Source organism: Methylobacterium sp. D53M, from assembly GCF_053345625.1.
In genome coordinates this window covers 91,349-107,891 of the sequence record NZ_JBKFAL010000006.1, presented here as the reverse complement: position 1 = coordinate 107,891, position 16,543 = coordinate 91,349, and the positions used below count along the sequence as shown (strand labels likewise).

Sequence of the window (16,543 nt, the reverse complement as noted above, 5' to 3'; positions counted from 1 at the left end):
GATCGCCCCGGCTTGGGCGCCTTCCTAAAGGTCCGGGTCGCCCACGCCAAGAGCGGGGCGGGATCGGCGTCCGACCGATCGCGAGCGGCTCCGGTCTCGGCGAGGGCGTACGGACGTCGCGAACGCGGCCGCGAACGGGCGTGCGGCGATCCCGACCTTGCCAGCCCGGCACCTGAAGCCCCACACTTGCGGGATTGGCCGGCGGGTCCCGCGGGGCCCGGGCAGGAGATGGATATCGGCATGACGCAGGGGATCAGCCCGGCCACCACCCTGGACGACGGCATCGTGGCGACGGCGGAGAGCTGCCTCGCCGATGTCGGCGCGGCGCGGGAGGCGATTCACGGGGTGATCTTCGGCCAGGAGAAAGTGGTCGATCTCGCACTCGTGACCATCCTGGCCGGCGGCCACGGCCTGCTGGTCGGCCTGCCGGGCCTCGCCAAGACCAAGCTGGTCGAGACGCTGGGCACGGTGCTGGGCCTCGACGCGCGGCGCGTGCAGTTCACGCCAGACCTGATGCCCTCCGACATCCTCGGCACCGAGATCCTAGAGGAGGACGCCGAGCGCCGCCGGGCCTTCCGGTTCGTGCAGGGGCCGGTCTTCACTCAGCTCCTGATGGCCGACGAGATCAACCGCGCGAGCCCGCGCACACAGTCGGCGCTGCTGCAGGCCATGCAGGAGGGCCACGTTTCGGTGGCGGGCGCCCGCCACGACCTGCCGCGGCCGTTCCACGTGCTCGCCACCCAGAACCCGATCGAGCAGGAGGGCACCTATCCCCTGCCCGAGGCGCAGCTCGACCGCTTCCTCCTGGAGATCGACGTCGGCTACCCCGACCGCGCCGCCGAGCGGCGGATCCTGATCGAGACCACCGGCATGGACGAGGCGCGCCCGCGGGCCGTGATGTCCACCGAGCAGCTGCTCACCGCCCAGCGCCTCGTGCGCCGGCTGCCGGTGGGCGAGGCCGTGGTCGAGGCGATCCTCGACCTCGTGCGCGCCGCCCGGCCGGACAGCGGCGACGCCATCGTGAAGGACAAGCTCCTCTGGGGGCCCGGCCCCCGCGCCAGCCAGGCGCTGACGCTCGCAGCCCGCGCCCGGGCGCTGATCGAGGGCCGGGTCGCGCCGTCGGTGGCCGACGTGAAGGCGCTCGCCGAGCCGGTGCTCAAGCACCGGATGGCGCTGAGCTACACCGCCCGCGCCGACGGCGAGACCATCGAGGGCCTGATCGCCAAGCTCGCGGAGAAGCTCTGACTTTGGTCGCGACGAACGCCCTCGACGCCGGCAGGCGCACCCCCGGCCGGCGCGAGAGCGAGGGCGCGACCGCCCTCTCCGACAAGATGCCCCGCCTCGTCCTGGAGGCGCGCCGCGTGTCGAGCCTGCTGGCCCACGGCCTCCACGGCCGCCGCCGCGCCGGGCCGGGCGAGAGCTTCTGGCAGTTCCGCCCCTTCGTCACCGGCGAGGCCGCGGCCCGCGTCGACTGGCGCCGCTCGGCCCGGGACGACCGGCTCTACGTCCGCGAGCGCGAATGGGAGGCCGCCCACAACATCTGGCTGTGGATCGACCGCTCGGCCTCGATGGGCTTCGTGTCGGACCTCGCCTCGGCCCCGAAGATCGAGCGCGCGCTGATCCTGGGCCTCGCCCTGGCGGACGCCTTCGTGGAGGGCGGCGAGCGGGTGGGCCTGCTCGGCCTGACCCGCGCGAGCGCCTCCCGCGGGATCGTCGAGCGCCTGGCCCAGGCCCTCGTGGCCGACACGGCCGGCCTCACCCAGGACCTGCCGCCCCGGGCCAGCCCCGCCCGCTTCGACGAGGTGGTGCTGATCGGCGACTTCCTCACCGAGCCCGACCGGATCGCCGCCGCGGTGCAGGGTCTCGCCGGCCGCGGCAGCCGCGGCCACCTCCTCATGGTGGTGGACCCGATCGAGGAGACCTTCCCGTTCACCGGCCAGGCCGTCCTGCACGATCTCGAGGGCGGCCTCAGCCTCGACATCGGCGACGCCGACGCCTGGGGCGCGCGCTACCGCGCCCGGATCGCCGAGCACCGGGCGGCGCTCGCGTCCATCGCCCGCGGCCAGGGCTGGACGCTGACGATCCACCGCACGGACCGGCCGGCCAGCGAGGCGGCCCTGCGGCTCGCCACGTTGATCGCCGCCCGCGGCACGGAGTGAGGCCGCCATGCTGGGTCTGACCTTCGCGGCGCCGCTGGCGCTCGCCGCCCTGATCGGCCTGCCGGCCCTGTGGTTCCTGCTGCGGGTGACCCCGCCGCGCCCGCGCCGGATCAACTTCCCGCCGCTGAAGCTCGTCGCCGACCTGATCCCGCAGCGGCAGACCCCGGCGCGCACGCCGCCCTGGCTGCTGATCCTCCGGCTCCTGATCGCCGCCGCCCTGATCCTCGCGGTGGCCGGCCCGGTCTGGAACGCCGGCGGCGTGGGGGCCGGGGGCGGCCGCAGCGCGCTCCTCGTGCTCCTCGACAACGGCTTCCCGGCCGCCCACGACTGGCGCGACCGCCTGCGCGTCGCCACCGACGCGGTGGAGGGCGCCGCCCGGGACGGACGGCCCGTCGCGGTGATCGGCCTCGCCGACGCCCCCGCGGCCTTCGAGGCGAAGACGCCGGCCGCCGCCCTGGAGCGCCTGCGCGCCCTCGCGCCGCGCCCGATCCTCCCCGCCCGCGACGCGCATCTCGCGACGATCGAGACCTTCCTCGACAAGAACCGCGGCGCCGGGCTCGTCTGGATCAGCGACGGCGTCGCCGGCGCGGGCGACACGCGCTTCGCCAAGGGGCTCGCCGACCTCGCGGGCGACAGGGGCGCGGCCCTCACGGTGCTGCGGGCCGACAGGCCGCCGGCCCTCGCCCTCACCGCCACCGAGAACGCCGGCAAGCTCGTGACGCACGCCCTGCGGGCCGCGCCGAACGGGCGCGACGCCGGGGTGATCCGGGCGCTCGACCAGAAGGGCCTGCCGCTCGCCGAGCGCGACTTCGCTTTCGGAGCCGACGCCACCGAGGCGGACGCGGCCTTCGAGATGCCGGTGGAGCTGCGCAACAGCATCAGCCGGCTGGAGATCGCGGGCGAGCGCTCGGCCGGCGCCGTGGTGCTGCAGGACGAGCGCGGCAAGCGCCGCCGGGTCGGGCTCGTGTTCGGCGGCACCCTCGACCAGGCGCAGCCGCTCCTGGCGCCGACCTACTACCTGTCGCGGGCGCTCCAGCCCTTCGCGGACGTGCAGGAGCCCCGAGGCGCCAAGGGCACGGCGGACTCGATCAACCAGCTCCTCGACAATCAGGTCTCGGTCCTCGTGCTGGCCGATGTCGGCGCGCTCGACGAGAAGACCACCGCGCGGATCGAGAGCTTCGTGAAGGACGGCGGGATGCTGCTGCGCTTCGCCGGCCCGCGGCTCGCCGCCGGCAACGACCCGCTGGTGCCGGTGCGGCTGCGGCGGGGCGGCCGGACCCTCGGCGGCACACTCTCCTGGGACAGCCCCAAGACCCTGGCCCCGTTCCCGCTCGAGAGCCCCTTCGCGGGCCTGACGCCGCCGGCCGATATCGGCGTGCGCCGCCAGATCCTGGCCGAGCCGGACGGCGACCTGCCGAGCCGGACCTGGGCGTCGCTCCAGGACGGCACGCCGATCGTCACCGCGCAGAAGCGCGGCCAGGGCACGATCGTGCTGTTCCACGTCACCGCCGACACCACGTGGTCGAACCTGCCGCTCTCCGGCCTGTTCATCGACATGCTCCGGCGCGTCGTGGCGCTGGCCGGCGCCGCGGCGCCGGTCCAGGGGGACGCGACGCGGGCCGCCGCCCCGGTGCTCGCGCCGCGGGTGACCCTCGATGGCTTCGGCGCGCTGGGATCGCCGCCGGCCTCGGCCACCGCGGTGTCGGCCGACTACGCCGACCGGGCGAACCTCGAACATCCGCCGGGCTTCTACGGCCCGCCGGACGGAGGCATCAGCGTGAACGCCCTGAAACCGGATGACCAGCTGAAGCCCCTCGACACCGCCGCGCTCGAGGGCGCTCGGTTCGGGTCCCTCGCCGGCGCCGAGACCCTGGACCTGCGGCCGAGCCTGTTCACCCTGGCGCTGCTGCTGCTGGCGCTCGACACCCTGGCGGGGCTGTGGCTCGGCGGCTTCCTGCGCCGCGGCGGTCTGGCGGCCCGCCTGCGCGGCCGACCGGCCGTGCTGGCCCTCGCCGGCCTCGTCCTGCTCGCCGCCCTGCCGGCGCGCCCGGTCCGCGCGGAGGAGCCGCCGGCCAACCGGCCGAACGGCATCGAGTCGGCGCTGGTCACGCGTCTCGCCTACGTGATCACGGGCGACGCCGCCGTCGACGAGGCGAGCCGCACCGGCCTCACGGGCCTGACCCAGATGCTGGCCGCGCGCACCGCGCTGGAGCCGGGCGAGCCGGCCGGGATCGATCCGGCGAAGGACGAGCTGGCCTTCTACCCGCTGATCTACTGGCCGATCGCCCCGAACCGGCCGCAGCCCTCGGACGTCGCGATCCGCAAGATCGACGCGTTCATGCGCAACGGTGGCACGGTCCTGTTCGACACCCGCGACGCGCTCACCGCGCGGCCGGGCGGGCCGCCCACCCCGGAAGGAGCCTATCTCCGGAAGATGCTGGCGACGCTCGAGGTGCCGGAACTGGAGCCGGTGCCCCTCGACCACGTGCTGACCAAGGCCTTCTACCTCGTGGACAGCTTCCCCGGCCGCTACGCCACGGGCCAGACCTGGGTGGAGGCTTTGCCGCCGGCCGCGGAAGGCGCCGAGCGCCGCCCAGCCCGCGCCGGCGACGGCGTGAGCCCGATCATCATCACCGGCAACGACCTCGCCGCCGCCTGGGCGGTGGGGCGCCGGGGCGAGCCGCTCTACCCGGTCGTGGGCGGCGACCAGCGCCAGCGCGAGATGGCGTTCCGGGGCGGCGTGAACATCGTGATGTACACGCTCACCGGGAACTACAAGGCGGACCAGGTCCACGTGCCCGCGCTGCTGGAGCGGCTGGGGCAGTGATGGGTTCGGACACACGGCGCGCGGCCGCCTCCCCTCCCTCCTCTGCATGCCTGCAGATTCGAAGCGTGCGCGCGGCGCCGCGTCGGCAGGACGGGGCGCGGGTCCCCTCTCCCGTGCGGGAGAGGGACAGGGTGAGGGATCAAGTCTCCCCGGACGCAGCGCTCCCTCCCGGCACATCGACGGCGTGCTCGAGCCTGTACCTTCCCGACCCTCACCCCAGCCCTCTCCCGCGCGGGAGAAGGAGCCCGTCGCGCCTGCCCGCGCCGCCGCGTGAGCGTGGCGGTTCATGGAATGAGGCGCGGCGCAGTTTGACGGATCCGGAGCGCTCCGCCCCATGCTGAGCCTCAGCTTCACGCCCCTCCTGCCCTGGCCGGCCATCGCCGTCCTCGGAGCGATCGTCGCCGTCCTGGCGGTGTTCGCCGTTCTGGCCCGGGGCCGCACCGCGCTGCTGCGCGTCCTCGTCCTCGCCCTGGTTCTGGCGGCGCTCACCAACCCGGCGCTGGTGCGCGAGGACCGCGAGCCCGTGAAGGACGTCGCCGCCATCGTGGTCGACCGGTCCGGGTCCCAGCAGCTCGGCGACCGGCCGCAGATGACTGACGCGGTCCGCGCCGAGTTGCAGCGCCGGTTCGGTGCGCTCACCGATATCGAGCCCCGCTTCATCGACGTGCCCGATTCCAAGGACGGCGACGACGGCACCAAGCTGTTCACGGCCCTGAGCCAGGCGCTGACCGACGTCCCGCCGGAGCGCCTCGCCGGGATCGTGATGCTCACCGACGGCGTGGTGCACGACATCCCGTCCTCGCTGGCGCAGCTCGGCATCAAGGCGCCGCTCCACGTCCTCGTCACGGGACACCCGGACGAGCGCGACCGGCAGATCAAGCTCCTGGAAGCGCCGCGCTTCGGCATCGTCGGCAAGGACCTGACGATCCGCGCCGAGGTCATGGAGCGCGGCGGGACCGGCCACGCGGTCGTCACCGTGCGCCGCGACGGCGAGGAGATCGGCCGGCGGGACGTCGCCACCGACAAGCCGTTCTCCCTGAACCTGCGCATCGAGCACGGCGGCCCGAACGTGGTGGAGATCGAGGTCGAGCCGCTGCCGGGCGAGCTCACCACGGTCAACAACCGGGCGGTCCTGCCGATCGAGGGCATCCGCGAGAAGCTCCGGGTGCTGCTCGTCTCCGGCGAGCCGCACCAGGGCGAGCGCACGTGGCGCAACCTGCTGAAGTCCGACGCCAACGTCGACCTCGTCCACTTCACCATCCTGCGCCCCCCGGAGAAGCAGGACGGCACGCCGATCTCGGAACTCTCCCTGATCGCCTTCCCGACGCGCGAGCTGTTCGTCCAGAAGATCAAGGACTTCGACCTGATCATCTTCGACCGCTACGCCAACCAGAGCGTGCTGCCGCAGGCCTATTTCGACAACATCGTCCGCTACGTCCGCGAGGGCGGCGCCCTGCTGATCGCCGCCGGCCCCGAATTTGCCGGACCGGCCAGCCTCGCCCGCACGCGGCTCGCCGGCATCCTGCCCGGCGACCCCGACGGCCGGGTCGTCGAGAAGCCCTACAAGGCGACGCCGACGCAGGTCGGCCAGCGCCATCCGGTCACCCGCGCCCTGCCGGGCTCGGACGCGAACCCGCCCGCCTGGGGCGACTGGCTGCGCATCGTCGAGGCCCGGACCCGACCGGGGATCCAGCCGATCCTGTCGGGGGCCGAGGGCCTGCCGCTGCTGGCGCTGTCGCGCGAGGACAAGGGCCGCGTCGCCCTGCTCCTGTCCGATCACGCCTGGCTCTGGGCGCGGGGCTACCAAGAGGGCGGCCCCTATCTCGACCTGCTGCGCCGCCTCGGCCACTGGCTGATGAAGGAGCCAGCCCTGGAGGAGGAGGCGCTGCGCGCCCAGACCACCGGGCGCGGCCGCGAGGTGCGGGTCGAGCGCCAGACGATGGCGGATCAGGCCGAGCCGGTCACAGTGACGGGCCCCACCGGCAAGGTGACGACGCTGACGCTCAAGCCCCAGGAGCCCGGCCTGTTCACCGCGACCTTCGACGCGGAGACCCTGGGCCTGCACACCCTGCGGTCGGGCAACCTCGTGGCCTTCGTCAGCGTCGGGCCGGCCAACCCACGCGAGCTCGCCGACGTGTTCAGCGACACCGAGCGCCTGAAGGCCGCGGCCGACGGGTCGGGCGGCTCGGTCCGCCGGGTCGCCGAGTCGGGCGGCATCCAGGTGCCGCGCCTCGCGCTGGTGCGCGGCGGCCGCCTCGCCGGCAGCGACTGGATCGGATTCCGTCCGAGCGACAGCGCCAACATCCGCGGCGTCGAGGTCTACCCGCTGGCGCTCGGCTTGGCGGCGCTCGCCGCACTCGCCGCCGCCCTGCTCGCCATGTGGCTGGTCGAGGGCCGGCGGGGGCGGGCGGCGTGACGCGGACTTGCGGCTGGGCGCGCCTTCGGACCCGCGCGACCCTGTGCGTTCCCGCATGGTCGACGGGCGGCGGTCCGCGTCCTATGACCCCCTGACATGTCGAGAGAGTCCGCGTCCGGCGCGGGCTCGAACCAACGGAGACAGCCTGCCCGTGACAGCGCAGACCGTGACTGGACGCCTCCTCGCCGCGACACTCCTCGTCGCCTGCCTCCAGCTCGCCCCGGCCCGTGCGCAGGAACCGGCCGCGATGCCGTCGACGCCGCCTGCCGTGCCGGCCACCCTGCCGGCCGCAAACGGTCAGTGGACCCACGCGATCACGCTGATGGGCCAGCCGAAATACGGCCCGGACTTCAAGCATTTCGACTACGTCGACCCGGCAGCCCCCAAGGGCGGCATGGTCCGGTTCGGGGCCCAGGGCGGGTTCGACAATTTCAACATCGTCGTCGCCGGCCTGAAGGGCGACCTCGAGAACGGCATCCAGCAGATCTACGATCCGCTGATGACCGAGTCGTCGGACGAGCCGTTCACCTCCTACGGCCTGCTCGCCGAGGCGGTGCGGATCGCCCCCGATCTCGGTTCGGTCTCGTACCGGCTGCGCGAGAACGCCCGCTGGCACGACGGCAAGCCGATCACGCCCGAGGACGTGGTCTGGTCCTTCGACGTGCTGAAGGCCAACAGCCCGTTCTACGCCGCCTACTACCAGACCGTGGCCAAGGCCGAGGTGACCGGGCCGCACGAGGTGACCTTCACCTTCACCGAGACCGGCAACCGCGAGCTGCCGCAGGTGATCGGCCAGCTCCGCGTCCTGCCCAAGCACTGGTGGACCGCCAAGGATTCCAACGGCAAGGCGCGCAGCGTCACCGAGACGACCCTGGAGCCGCCGCTGGGCTCGGGCCCCTACCGCCTCGCGAAGTTCGAGCCGGGCCGCACCACCACCTACACCCGCGTGCCCGATTACTGGGGCAAGGACCTGCCGGTGAATGCCGGGCGCTACAACTTCGACACGGAGCGCTACGAGTATTTCCGCGACGGCACCGTGCTGGTCGAGGCGCTGAAGGGCGATCTCTACGATTTCCGGATCGAGAACATCGCCCGGAACTGGGCGACCGCCTACGAGGATTTCCCCGCCGTGAAGGAGGGCCGCCTGATCAAGGAGGCGTTCCCCGAGCGCGGCATGGGCATCATGCAGGCCTTCGCGTTCAACACGCGCCGGGACAAGTTCAAGGATCCGCGCGTCCGCCGGGCCTTCAACCTGGCGATGAACTACGAGGAGATGAACAAGGCGCTGTTCTACGGCCTCTACAAGCGCATCAACTCCTACTTCTTCGGCTCGGAGCTGGCCTCCTCGGGCCTGCCGGAGGGCGAGGAGAAGGCGATCCTCGAGAGCGTCAGGGACAAGGTCCCGGCCTCGGTCTTCACCACCCCCTACGCCAACCCGGTCAACGACGGCCCCGAGGCGGTGCGCAGGAACCTCCGCGAGGCCGTCGGCCTGCTGCGCGAGGCCGGCTACGAGCTGCGCGGCGGCAAGATGGTCAGCAAGGCCACCGGCGAGCCGCTGACCGTCGAGTTCCTGGAGTTCCAGAACACCTTCGAGCGGGTCATCCTGCCGTTCTCGGCGCAGCTGAAGCTGATCGGCATCGACGCCACCCTGCGGGTCATCGACCAGGCGCAGTACCAGAACCGCATCCGCAACTTCGACTTCGACGTCACCACGGCGTCGTGGGGCGAGTCGCTCTCGCCGGGCAACGAGCAGCGCGAGTACTGGGGCTCGGCCGCGGCCGACAAGCCCGGCTCGCGCAACCTGATCGGGATCAAGGATCCCGGCATCGACGCCCTGATCGAGACGGTGATCTTCGCCAAGGACCGGCACACCGTGATCGCGGCGACCCGGGCCCTGGACCGGGTGCTCCTCGCCCACGACTACGTCGTCCCGCAATGGTCCTCCGACCAGCAGCGGACGCTGCGCTGGAACCGGTTCGGCCACCCGGCGATCCTGCCGCTCTACGCCAGCTCGGGCTTCCCGACGACGTGGTGGTACGACGAGACGCTCGCCGCCAAGACCGGGGCGCCCCGTTGACGGGGGCGCCCGGGATGCCGACCCGGCGCGGGCTGGTCCTCGGGGCCGGCGCGCTCGCGGCGCTGCCGCCGTGGCGCCCGGTCCGGGCCGCCGACGCGCAGGAGCGCCACGGCCTGTCCAGCTTCGGCGAGCTGAAATACGGCCCGGACTTCGCGCATTTCGACTACGTGAACCCGATGGCGCCCCGCGGCGGGCGCTTCTCGGCGCAACTCGCCGCGACGACCGGCAACCAGTCGCTCAACACCTTCAACACGCTCAACGTCTACGTGCTGCGCGGCGACGGGGCCGCCGGCATGCCTCTGACCTTCGACAGCCTGATGGTCCGCGCCCTCGACGAGCCGGACGCCCTCTACGGGCTGGTGGCGCGCGCCGTCACGGTCAGCCCGGACGGCCTGACCTACACCTTCGCGCTGCGCCCGCAGGCGCGGTTCCACGACGGCTCGCCGCTGACCGCGCGGGACGCGGCCTTCAGCCTCAAGCTCCTGCGCGACAAGGGCCACCCCGAGATCGCCGAGGTGATCCGGCCCATGACCGACGCCCGGGCCGAGGGCGACGGGCGGCTCGTGGTGACCTTCGAGCCGGGCCGCGCCCGGGACCTGCCGCTGTTCGTCGCGCAGCTGCCGCTCTTCTCCGCCGCCTACTACGCCAGCCGGGACTTCGAGGCCTCGACCTTGGAGGCGCCGCTCGGCTCCGGTCCCTACCGGGTCGGCACCGTCGATCCGGGCCGGTCCATCGGCCTGGAGCGCGTCCCGGATTACTGGGCCGCCGAGCTGCCGGTGAATGTCGGCCAGAACAACTTCGACGCGATCCGCTACGAGTATTTCCGCGACCGCACCGTGGCGTTCGAGGCGTTCAAGAGCGGTGCCTTCACGTTCCGCGAGGAGTTCACCGCCCGGGTCTGGGCGACCGGCTACGACTTCCCGGCGATGACCGAGGGCCGCGTCGTCCGCGAGACGGTGCCGGACGCGCGGCCGAGCGGCACGCAGGGCTGGTGGATCAATATCCGCCGCGCGGCGTTCCGCGACCCGCGGGTGCGCGAGGCTATCGGCCTGTGCTTCGATTTCGAGTGGTCGAACCGCAACCTGATGTACGGCGCCTACGCGCGCACGGCCTCGTTCTTCGAGAATTCCGACCTCAAGGCGACCGGCAAGCCCTCGGCCGAGGAGCTCGCCCTGCTGGAGCCGTTCAAGGACCTGCCGCCCGAGGTGTTCGGCGAGGCCTGGGCGCCGCCGGTCTCCGACGGGTCCGGCCAGGACCGGGCGCTGCTGAAGCGCGCCGACGCGCTCCTGCGGGAGGCCGGCTGCACCCGCCAGGGCGGCAACCTGCTGCTGCCCGGCGGCCAGCCCCTGACCCTCGAGTTCCTCGACGAGGATCCGGTCTTCCAGGCGGTCACGCAGCCCTTCATCCGCAACCTGGGGCTGCTCGGCATCAAGGCGAGCCTGCGCACGGTCGACCCGTCTCAGTACCAGGCGCGGCTGAAGGATTTCGACTTCGACGTCACACCGCGCCGCTACAGCAGCGGGCTCACCCCCGGCGCGGAGCTGCGCGAGACCTACGGGTCCCGCTCCGCCGGGACCGCGGGCTCCAACAACCTGTCGGGGATCGCGAGCCCGGCGATCGACGCGCTGCTCACCGCCGTCGCCGACGCGACGTCGCGGGCGGACCTGACCACCGCCTGCCGGGCGCTGGACCGGGTCCTGCGGGCCGGGCGCTACTGGGTGCCGATGTGGTACGCCTCGACCCACCGCCTCGCCCTCTGGGACGTGTACGGCCGCCCGGCGACCCCGCCGAAATACGACCTCGGCGCCCCCGGGACGTGGTGGTTCGACGCCGACAAGGCCAAGCGGATCGGGCGGGACTGACGCCATGCTCGCCTACATCCTGCGCCGCATCGGCCTGATGATCCCGACCCTGTTCGGGATCATGCTGATCACCTTCACCATCGTGCAATTCGCCCCCGGCGGACCGGTGGAGCGGGTGCTGTCGCAGCTCCAGGGCCAGCGCGACGGGGCCATGTCCCGCGTCACCGGCGGCTCGGGCGACCTCGGCGGCGCCAGCCGGCCGTCGGGCGGCGGTGGCGACGCCAGTTCCCGCTACCGCGGCGCCCAGGGGTTGAGCCCGGAATTCATCGCCAAGCTCGAGAAGCAGTTCGGCTTCGACAAGCCGGCGCCCGAGCGCTTCGCCAAGATGCTCTGGGACTACGTCCGGTTCGATTTCGGCCGCAGCTACTTCCGCGACGTCACGGTCATCCAGCTGATCAAGGAGCGGCTGCCGGTCTCGATCTCGCTGGGCCTGTGGATGACGCTGCTGTCCTACGCGATCTCGATCCCGCTCGGCATCCGCAAGGCCGTGGCGGACGGCACGCGCTTCGACCGCGCGACCTCCTTCGTGGTGATCATCGGCTACGCGATCCCGGGCTTCATGTTCGGGCTGATGCTCATCATCCTGTTCGCCGGCGGCTCGTTCTACCAGTGGTTCCCGCTGCGCGGCCTGACCAGCGAGGGTTGGGAGAGCTTCTCGCCCTGGCACAAGGTGACCGATTACGCGTGGCACATGGTGCTGCCGCTGACCGCCCTGGTGATAGGCGCCTTCGCCACCTCGACCCTGCTGACCAAGAACTCGTTCCTCGACGAGATCCGCAAGCAGTACGTGCTGACCGCGCGGATGAAGGGGCTCTCCGAGCGGCGCGTGCTCTACGGGCACGTGTTCCGCAACGCGATGCTGATCGTGATCGCGGGCTTTCCGGGCGCCTTCATCTCTGCCTTCTTCACCGGCTCGCTGCTCATCGAGACGATCTTCTCCCTCGACGGCCTGGGCGAGCTGTCGTTCCGGGCTATCGTCGGGCGCGACTATCCGGTGGTATTCGCAACGCTCTACATCTTCTCGCTGCTCGGGCTCGCGGTGAACCTGCTGTCCGACCTGATCTACGTCTGGATTGACCCGCGGATCGATTTCTCGGCGCGGGCGACCTGACCGCGCGGCGCGCGGATCCTCAGGCCTCCGGGAGGCTCGCGGCGCCGGCCGGCACCGGCGGCTCGTCGCGCGGGGGGCCGGCCAGGCCCAGCAGCGCCGCGATGGCGTCGCCGTCCGGCGCGCCGAGGAGGTCCGCCAGGGTGTAGCGGTCGAGGACGGCGAGGAACGCCGCCAGGGCCTCGCCCAGCACCCGCCGGAGCCGGCACGGAGCCGTGATGGCGCAGGCGCCGCCGCCGAAACACTCTACCAGCGCCAGGTCGTCCTCGGTCTGGCGCACCACCGCACCGACGACGATCTCCTCCGGCGGCTTCGCCAGCCGAAGACCGCCGCCCCGGCCGCGGATCGTCCGGATCAGGCCGAGCCGACCCAGCTGGTGGACCACCTTGGTCAGGTGATTTTCCGAGATGCCGTAGGCGCGCGCGATCCCGGCGATCGAACTCTGCTCGGGCTCGTGGAGCCCGACGTAGATCAGCGTGCGCAACGCGTAATCCGTGTAGCGGGTCAGGCGCATCTCAACTCCAGAAGACGATCCCTGCCGTGGGGCGATGCGATGTCCGCCGCGGTCCGAGTCCGTACGCGCAGCCGCGGACCGGCACCACCGCTGGCAGGCGAACAGGCATCGTCCCTATAAGATGTATTTCCCTTGCATCTTTTCGAGGGGGCGCTAAAAGAAGCATGTCGTATGCACCTTTTGGGCTGTGCCATGCCCGCGCCCCTCTCCCCCGCCACCGTCGCTCTCATCAATGCCACCGTGCCGGCCCTGGAGGCCCACGGCCTCACCATCACGAAGCGCATGTACGAGCGCCTCTTCGAGAACGCCGAGATCCGCGACCTCTTCAACCAGTCCCATCACGGCGAGACCGGCTCTCAGCCGAAGGCCCTGGCCCAGGTCGTGCTCGCCTACGCCCGCAACATCGACAATCTCGGCGTCCTGGCGGGCGCGGTCGAGCGCATCGCGCAGAAGCACGTCGCCCTGAACATCCTGCCGGAGCACTACCCGCACGTGGCCGACGCCCTCCTCGGCGCGATCGGGGATGTCCTCGGCGAGGCCGCCACGCCGGAGATCGCCACGGCCTGGGGCGAGGCCTACTGGTTCCTGGCGGAACTGCTGATCGGCCGGGAGGCCGCGATCTACCGCGACCATGCCTCCAAGCCGGGCGGCTGGAACGGCTGGCGCGACTTCGTGGTCGACAGCGTGACCCAGGAGAGCGAGACGATCCGCTCCTTCGTCCTCGTGCCGGCCGACGGTGGCCCGGTGCTGCGGCATCGGCCGGGCCAGTATCTCGGCTTCCTCCTGGACCTGCCGGGCCGCGGCGTGCTGAAGCGGAACTACTCGGTGTCCTGCGCGCCGAGCGACCGGGCCTACCGCATCACCGTCAAGCGCGAGGCGGCGCCGGGCCGTCCGGCCGGGATCGCCTCGAACTGGCTGCACGACCACGCGCGGCCCGGCACCGTGCTGAAGGTCGCCGCACCGGCGAGCGACTTCAGCTTCGACGCCGAGAGCGACGCGCCCGTGGTGCTGGTCAGCGGCGGCGTCGGGCTGACCCCGATGATCAGCATGCTCGAGACCATCGCGGCGGACAGCCCGGACCGGCCGACCTGGTACGTCCACGGCGCCCTGTTCGGCCGCGTCCACGCCCTGCGCGACCACGCCCGGGCGCTCGCGGCGCGGGCCCGCGCCGCGACGCTCGTGACGTTCTACGCGGAGCCCGAAGCCGCGGACCGGCCGGGTGAGCACTACGACGTCCAGGGCCTGATCACGGCGGACTGGCTCGCGGAGCACACGCCACACGACCGCGCGACCTACTACCTGTGCGGTCCCAAGCCGTTCCTGCGGGATCTCGCCACCGGCCTGCTGCGCCGCGGCGTCCCGGCCGAGCGGGTGAAGTTCGAGTTCTTCGGCCCGGCCGACGAGCTCTTCGAGGAGCCCCGGCAGGCAGCCTAGGCGGCGCTCAGGGCGTCCCGCCGCGGAGCGGACGCGCGGCGCCGAGCACCCGCGCCACGGTCGTGCGCAGCGCCTGCGCGCTCCGGTAGCCCACGGCCGCCGCGACCGCCCGCGGCGGCCGCCCCTCGGCCGCGAGCGCCAGCGCCCGGATCACGCGGGCCCGCGCCCGCCAGTCGCCGAAGCTGAGACCGGTCTCCGCGCGGAACCCGCGCGTGAGCGTGCGCCGACTCGCGCCGGCACGGTCGGCCCAGGCGTCGAGATCGGCCTCCGAGGCCGGATCCTCGATCAGCGCGAGGCAGACGCGGCGCAGGCGCGGGTCGCGGGGGAGCGGCAGAGCGAGCGGCGTCGCGGGGGCCCGGCCGATCTCGTCGAGCACGAGGGCGGCGAGGTGGCCGCCGCGACCCGCCTCCGCGTAGAGCACCGGCTCCTCCGCCAGGGCGGTGAGCGCGGCGGCGAGGAGCCGCGACACCGCGATCACCCGGCAACTCGCCGGGAAGGACCGGACCGCGGCGGGATCGAGATAGGCGGAGCACATCGCGACAGCCCCGTGGGTCGCGACCGCGTGCGGCAGAAGCGGCGGGATCCAGAGGGCGTGCCCCTCGGGAACCACCCAGGTGCCGTCCTCCGCGAACGCCATCATCAGCCCGGACGTGGCGTAGAGCAGCTGCGCGCGGGGATGGAAGTGCCGTGCGAGGTGCATCCCGGCCGCGTAGGTCTTGGGCATCACCGCGACCGGGCGGGGCACGTCCTGATAGTCGGCCGCCTCGGTCGACCGCCCCGCGGCGCCGCGCGCCTCCGTCGAGATTGGCCCGTTCGCGTACATATCCGGCCCAACACCGCCATCGGGTCAGGCTATCAGGGTGCCGTCCCGGAGGATACGCCGCGATGGATTCCGAAACGCTGTCCCGCCGCACCCTGCGCTTCATCAACGTCGCGCACGCCCTCGACCATTTCGTGCTGCTGATCTACCCGACCGCGGTGATCGCCATCGCGGCCCAGACCGGGCTCGGCTACGGCGAGCTGATCGGGCTCGCCACCGGCGCCTTCGTGGCCTTCGGCCTGTGCTCGCTGCCGATGGGCTCGCTGGCCGACCGCTTCGGGCGGCGCAACATGCTGGCGGTGTTCTTCTTCGGCTACGGCCTGTCCTGCCTGGGCGTGGCGAGCGCCTCGACGCCGCTGGGCTTCGCCCTCTGGCTCTGCGTCCTCGGGCTCGCCTCGGCGATCTACCACCCGGTCGGCTCGGCCATGCTGGTCACCCATGCGCGCCGGCTCGGGCACGATCTCGGCATCAACGGCGTCTGGGGCAATCTCGGCGCGGCCTCGGCCTCCGGCCTGACCGCGCTGCTCGCCGCCACGGTCAGCTGGCGCGCGGCCTTCATCGTTCCCGGCCTCGTCTGCCTCGCCTGCGGGGCCGCCTTCGTGGCCCTGGTCCCGGGGGACGGCGACGCCGCGGGCCGGAAGGCCGGCGGCGCGGCGGTGATCCCGGTGACCCGGCCCTGGGCACTCATGGCGATGTTCGCCCTGTCGATCTTCGCGGGCGGCCTGACCTTCAACCTGACGACGATCAGCCTGCCCAAGGTGATCGACGAGGGCGTCGGGCAGGCGCTGCCCCTGGCGCTGACCGGCTCGATCGCCACCGGCGTCTTCCTGTTCGGCGCGCTGATGCAGCTCGCCATGGGCCGGCTGATCGACCGCTACAGCCTGCCGTCCCTGTTCGTGGCGCTCTCGGTGCTGCAGCCGCTCGGGCTCGGGATCGCGGCCGTCTCGACCGGCCTGCCGCTGCTCGCCGGGCTCGTCCTCGCCATGACGGCGATCTACGGGCAGGTGGTGATCAACGACGCGATGATCGCCCGCTACGTGCCGCCCGCCTACCGGGCCCGCGCCTACAGCGTGCGCTACTTCGTCGGCTTCACGGCGAGCGGCTTCGTGGTGCCGGCGATCGCCCTGCTGCACGACCGCGGCGGCTTCGCGCTGGTCCTCGGCGCCGCCTCCGCCTGCGGCGCGGTGATCTGGCTCGCGGCCCTGGGCTTCCTGAAGCTGACGCAGGGCGGCGCGCGGCCCGCGCTGGCCGCCGCCGAGTAGCGCGACGGTTTGCGGGTCCGGCCCGGCGCTGCTACGCGGCGCCCGTCCGACCCGCGAGCACCCC

At 72.7% G+C, this 16,543-nt stretch carries 11 protein-coding genes; 9 read left to right on the top strand and 2 right to left on the bottom strand.

The features are described from left to right. Window positions 1-240: 240 nt before the first annotated feature. From ACLBYG_RS12260 to ACLBYG_RS12230, 7 genes are all read left to right on the top strand, one after another. Window positions 241-1,245, top strand: a complete 1,005-nt coding sequence (locus tag ACLBYG_RS12260) for an AAA family ATPase (RefSeq protein WP_447681628.1) — start codon at window positions 241-243, stop codon at window positions 1,243-1,245. Between the two features lie 2 nt (window positions 1,246-1,247). After that, window positions 1,248-2,159, top strand: coding sequence for a DUF58 domain-containing protein (locus ACLBYG_RS12255; RefSeq protein WP_447681627.1), 912 nt, complete (start codon window positions 1,248-1,250; stop codon window positions 2,157-2,159). A 7-nt stretch (window positions 2,160-2,166) separates the two neighbouring features. Beyond that, window positions 2,167-4,986 carry a DUF4159 domain-containing protein gene (locus ACLBYG_RS12250; RefSeq protein ID WP_447681626.1) on the top strand — a complete coding sequence of 940 codons (2,820 nt, stop codon included), beginning with the start codon at window positions 2,167-2,169 and terminating at the stop codon, window positions 4,984-4,986. 334 nt (window positions 4,987-5,320) lie between these two features. Beyond that, on the top strand, window positions 5,321-7,402 hold the full coding sequence (locus tag ACLBYG_RS12245; protein WP_447681625.1) for a hypothetical protein: 2,082 nt from the start codon (window positions 5,321-5,323) through the stop codon (window positions 7,400-7,402). Between the two features lie 151 nt (window positions 7,403-7,553). After that, window positions 7,554-9,479 carry an extracellular solute-binding protein gene (locus ACLBYG_RS12240; protein WP_447681624.1) on the top strand — a complete coding sequence of 642 codons (1,926 nt, stop codon included), beginning with the start codon at window positions 7,554-7,556 and terminating at the stop codon, window positions 9,477-9,479. A 14-nt stretch (window positions 9,480-9,493) separates the two neighbouring features. Then, window positions 9,494-11,341, top strand: coding sequence for an extracellular solute-binding protein (locus tag ACLBYG_RS12235; protein ID WP_447681623.1), 1,848 nt, complete (start codon window positions 9,494-9,496; stop codon window positions 11,339-11,341). Between the two features lie 4 nt (window positions 11,342-11,345). Further along, on the top strand, window positions 11,346-12,452 hold the full coding sequence (locus tag ACLBYG_RS12230; protein WP_132367173.1) for a microcin C ABC transporter permease YejB: 1,107 nt from the start codon (window positions 11,346-11,348) through the stop codon (window positions 12,450-12,452). A gap of 19 nt (window positions 12,453-12,471) precedes the next feature. Here ACLBYG_RS12230 and ACLBYG_RS12225 read toward each other — a convergent pair whose 3' ends face one another. Beyond that, window positions 12,472-12,963 (bottom strand): Rrf2 family transcriptional regulator, encoded by a 492-nt coding sequence (locus ACLBYG_RS12225; protein WP_020092631.1) that lies wholly within the window; start codon window positions 12,961-12,963, stop codon window positions 12,472-12,474. A 192-nt stretch (window positions 12,964-13,155) separates the two neighbouring features. On the opposite strand from ACLBYG_RS12225, the gene hmpA reads away from it, so the two are divergent. Next, the gene (gene hmpA, locus ACLBYG_RS12220; protein WP_447681622.1) at window positions 13,156-14,397 is read left to right on the top strand and encodes an NO-inducible flavohemoprotein; all 1,242 of its coding nucleotides are present in this window, start codon (window positions 13,156-13,158) and stop codon (window positions 14,395-14,397) included. Window positions 14,398-14,404: 7 nt separating this feature from the next. On the opposite strand, the gene ACLBYG_RS12215 is transcribed toward hmpA, so the two are convergent. Further along, the gene (locus ACLBYG_RS12215; RefSeq protein ID WP_447681621.1) at window positions 14,405-15,220 is read right to left on the bottom strand and encodes a helix-turn-helix domain-containing protein; all 816 of its coding nucleotides are present in this window, start codon (window positions 15,218-15,220) and stop codon (window positions 14,405-14,407) included. Window positions 15,221-15,282: 62 nt separating this feature from the next. Here ACLBYG_RS12215 and ACLBYG_RS12210 point away from each other — a divergent pair, with 62 nt between their 5' ends. After that, window positions 15,283-16,479, top strand: coding sequence for an MFS transporter (locus ACLBYG_RS12210; protein ID WP_447681620.1), 1,197 nt, complete (start codon window positions 15,283-15,285; stop codon window positions 16,477-16,479). Window positions 16,480-16,543 lie beyond the last annotated feature (64 nt).